This is a genomic window from Anabaena sp. UHCC 0253 (genome assembly GCF_009712085.1).
Lineage (GTDB): Bacteria > Cyanobacteriota > Cyanobacteriia > Cyanobacteriales > Nostocaceae > Dolichospermum.
Genome location: NZ_VILD01000001.1, coordinates 402,788 through 405,888, shown reverse-complemented (window position 1 = coordinate 405,888; position 3,101 = coordinate 402,788). Strand labels below are relative to the sequence as shown.

The 3,101-nt window shown below is 39.9% G+C and carries 3 protein-coding genes; all 3 read right to left on the bottom strand.

What is annotated here, in order from left to right:
* Positions 1 to 407: ATP-dependent Clp protease proteolytic subunit (locus FJR38_RS01805; RefSeq protein WP_174763849.1), on the bottom strand; the 407-nt coding region annotated here is incomplete at its 3' end.
* A 248-nt stretch (positions 408 to 655) separates the two neighbouring features.
* Positions 656 to 1,234, bottom strand: a complete 579-nt coding sequence (locus FJR38_RS01800) for a Uma2 family endonuclease (protein ID WP_168535062.1) — start codon at positions 1,232 to 1,234, stop codon at positions 656 to 658.
* Positions 1,235 to 1,453: 219 nt separating this feature from the next.
* Positions 1,454 to 3,101 (bottom strand): pentapeptide repeat-containing protein (locus FJR38_RS01795; RefSeq protein ID WP_254449313.1); only part of this gene is annotated, 1,648 nt, incomplete at its 5' end.

Genomic DNA, 3,101 nt, shown 5'->3' with positions numbered 1-3,101 from the left:
ATAATAGAAGAATTGGGTAAACTAGCACGACAGCCTTTTGTCCCAGCACTAAGAATCATCGCCGCCATACCCATTGCTGAACCAATACAAATGGTGTGAATGGGAGGCTTGATGTATTTCATAGTGTCATAGATAGCGAAGGCTTCGGTTTCAAAACCGATAGGTTCGCCACTGTAACCAGAAGTACCTGTGGAGTTGATGTAGATTTTAATTGGCTTTTCGGGATCATCCGACTGCAAATACAGCAATTGGGCAACAATTAATTCTGTAACAGCAGGAACTAATGGCATACCCAAATAAACAATTCGCTCCTTCAATAGTAAAGAAGGTAAATCTGGTGGCGGAGTCCGGTAAGAGCTATCGCCGTAATAGGGGGCTTGTACAGCCTTGATGGGAAAATTTTCCATAGCAACTGAATCGCCTGAAACTATGCCGTTAACTGTATTACATCCTAGCGCGATGTTTGGGAAATTTAGGGTGTGGATTTCTCGCTGATGCTGAAGACAGCTAAATTTCAGGATATTTTCACTAGATTAGGTAAAAAAATACTGTGTGTATTAAAAAGTAGGGGCGCAGGGTCTGCGCCCTCATGCGCCCTCATGCACCCTCATGCATCCTCAATTGTATGGCATCCAACCAATAACCGTTAAATCTATCATGAAAAAATCGGTTGCAAATCTAAAATAAAATCTGGTAATACATCTTCTCCTGACAAGTTTTGAGGAGATTGTAAAATTTCTATTTCTTGATTTTGGCGATAAATTTCTACTTGTTGATTTTTAGGATTAATTAACCAACCTAAGCGTAAACCATTGGCGATATATTCTCGCATTTTGGCTTGAGTATCTGCTAAATCATCGCTTTCTGAAACTAATTCAATTACAAAATCAGGACATAATGGCAGAAACTTTTTTCTTGTTTCTGGTGTGAGTGCATTCCATCTTTCTATTTTTATCCAAGACACATCAGGGGAACGGGTAGCACCATTTGGTAATTTAAAACCTGTGGAAGAATCAAAAGCTTTTCCTAAACCTTTTTGGCGATTCCAAAACCAAACTTGTCCGCCTAATTCTAGGTTTCTATCTCCTGTTTCTCCTCCTGTTGGTGACATGATACTTAATTCTCCTTGAGCCGATAATTCTAAACGCAAATCTTTATTAGCAGCGACTATTTCCACAAATTCATCATCTGTGAATTTTAGTGATTTTGGTATTTGTAAAGTTACAGCAGTCATGATTCATACCTCGTGACTAATCTCCGATCAAGGAGGTTCTATTTCCCATTTTAACGGGATTTTTAGAAAGGGGGCGGTTAGAAAGGGGCGGTTATAAACCGCGTCTACACAGACGAAACCCACCTTCGTGGGTTAAATTTCAAATTTTTTTAGTCCACGGAGGTGGACTTTGTTTGTGTAGCTGCGAATTCTATTCGCCCAAAATATTTAAAATATCCTCTAACCTAAACCTAGAACACTAGAAATTAGTGGTAAAAGTTTACTACATGGCTCAACTAAAGTTGCAGCACTTGGTAAGCTAGAAATTGTCCCTTTCAAAATCTTGATTGCTGTTTTCGCTGCTTTTTGCATTGCACCTTCTTGAGGATTTTTACCTGCTTCTGCTAAAGATTTGATTTGTTCTAAAGCCTCAGTTTTATCTTCTTCACTTAAATTATTATCAGCCTCAATTGCTGTTTGCAGTTGTGTCAATAATTCTTTAATTCCCGGTTTATCCGGTTCGGGTGAAGATGGTAATTCATTAATGGTATTTGTGACTGTACCACTAATTTTACCTAAATTAATAGTTGATCCAGTGACATTCCCGCCTATATTTACAGACTGTTGGTGATTATCATTCATGCTTTTACTCCCTGCTATTGCTTGAATTTGAACATTTATAGATTTTTCTGCTAACAAGCTAGTAATTTCTTTCATGTCAGCACTTTGTTGGCGATAAATAACTATTTCATTATCTTTTGCTTGTAAAAGTGATTTATATTTTTCTTCTACTGCTGCTAATGCTAATTGATAATTTTGAGTAAAACCGCTATGAATCTTTTCTTTATCAGCATCATCAGGAACAGCAACTTTAACAACAACTACCCCACCACCTTTATTTTCAATACTCTGGATAGCTAATTCAGCTTTAGTGAATTTATTTTGAACTTGCACCGTTTTAAAAGCATTAACAAAAGCTTGCCAGTTAATACCGTCACGGAAAATTAAATCAACAGTATTTAAAACCTCTTCAAATAATTTGGTAAATTCTTCTGGTTGAAATTCCCCACTACTAGGACGGCGTTCACGATCATCTGTTCCAGGTTTGGGATCTTCTAAAAGATAAACAAAGCGACAATCTACATTATCTAATATAGTTGTACTTTCAATATTCCAAGCTTTCACACAAGCACCTGTCATTTTAGCATTGGTGAAATTAGTACCAACGGCTTGAGCAAGAGTCAGGTTTGCCCATTCTAAATTAGCTCCTTGAAAAGTGGCTTCAATAATATCAGCATCTTTTAAATTGGCCTCTTTCAAGTCTGCATCTTTCAGGTTTGCCCCTCTGAGGTTAGCACCAGTATAAGATTTACTCCTACCATTTAGAGTAATGAGCAAATTGAGAACAGCAGGGTTACTCAATATAGTATTACCAGGTCTAGCAAAATCAAGTTTTTTGACTTCATAAAAACGAGTGCGTGTTATATTTGCTGTTCTGAAATCTGTGTTTTTCAGAGTTGCACCAGTAAAATCAGCATCAGTTAAATAAGCACCACGAAAACTTGTGCCACCTGTAGCAGCAAAAGCAATGGCAAATGAACGAATCCAAGGATCTCTTTCATCCCCCTTAAAACTACGCCAGCCTATATAAGCACTAAAAGGTACAAAAACTACGGCTCCGGCGAAGGCTACGGCTCCGGCGAAGGCTCCGGCGAAGGCTCCGGCTACGGCGAAGGCTCCGGCGAAGGCTACGGCTACGGCGAAGGCGAAGGCGAAGGCGAAGGCGAAGGCTCCGGCGAAGGCTCCGGCTACGGCGAAGGCGAAGGCTCCGGCGAAGGCTCCGGCTCCGGCGAAGGCTACGGCTCCGGCTCCGGCGAAGGCTACGACT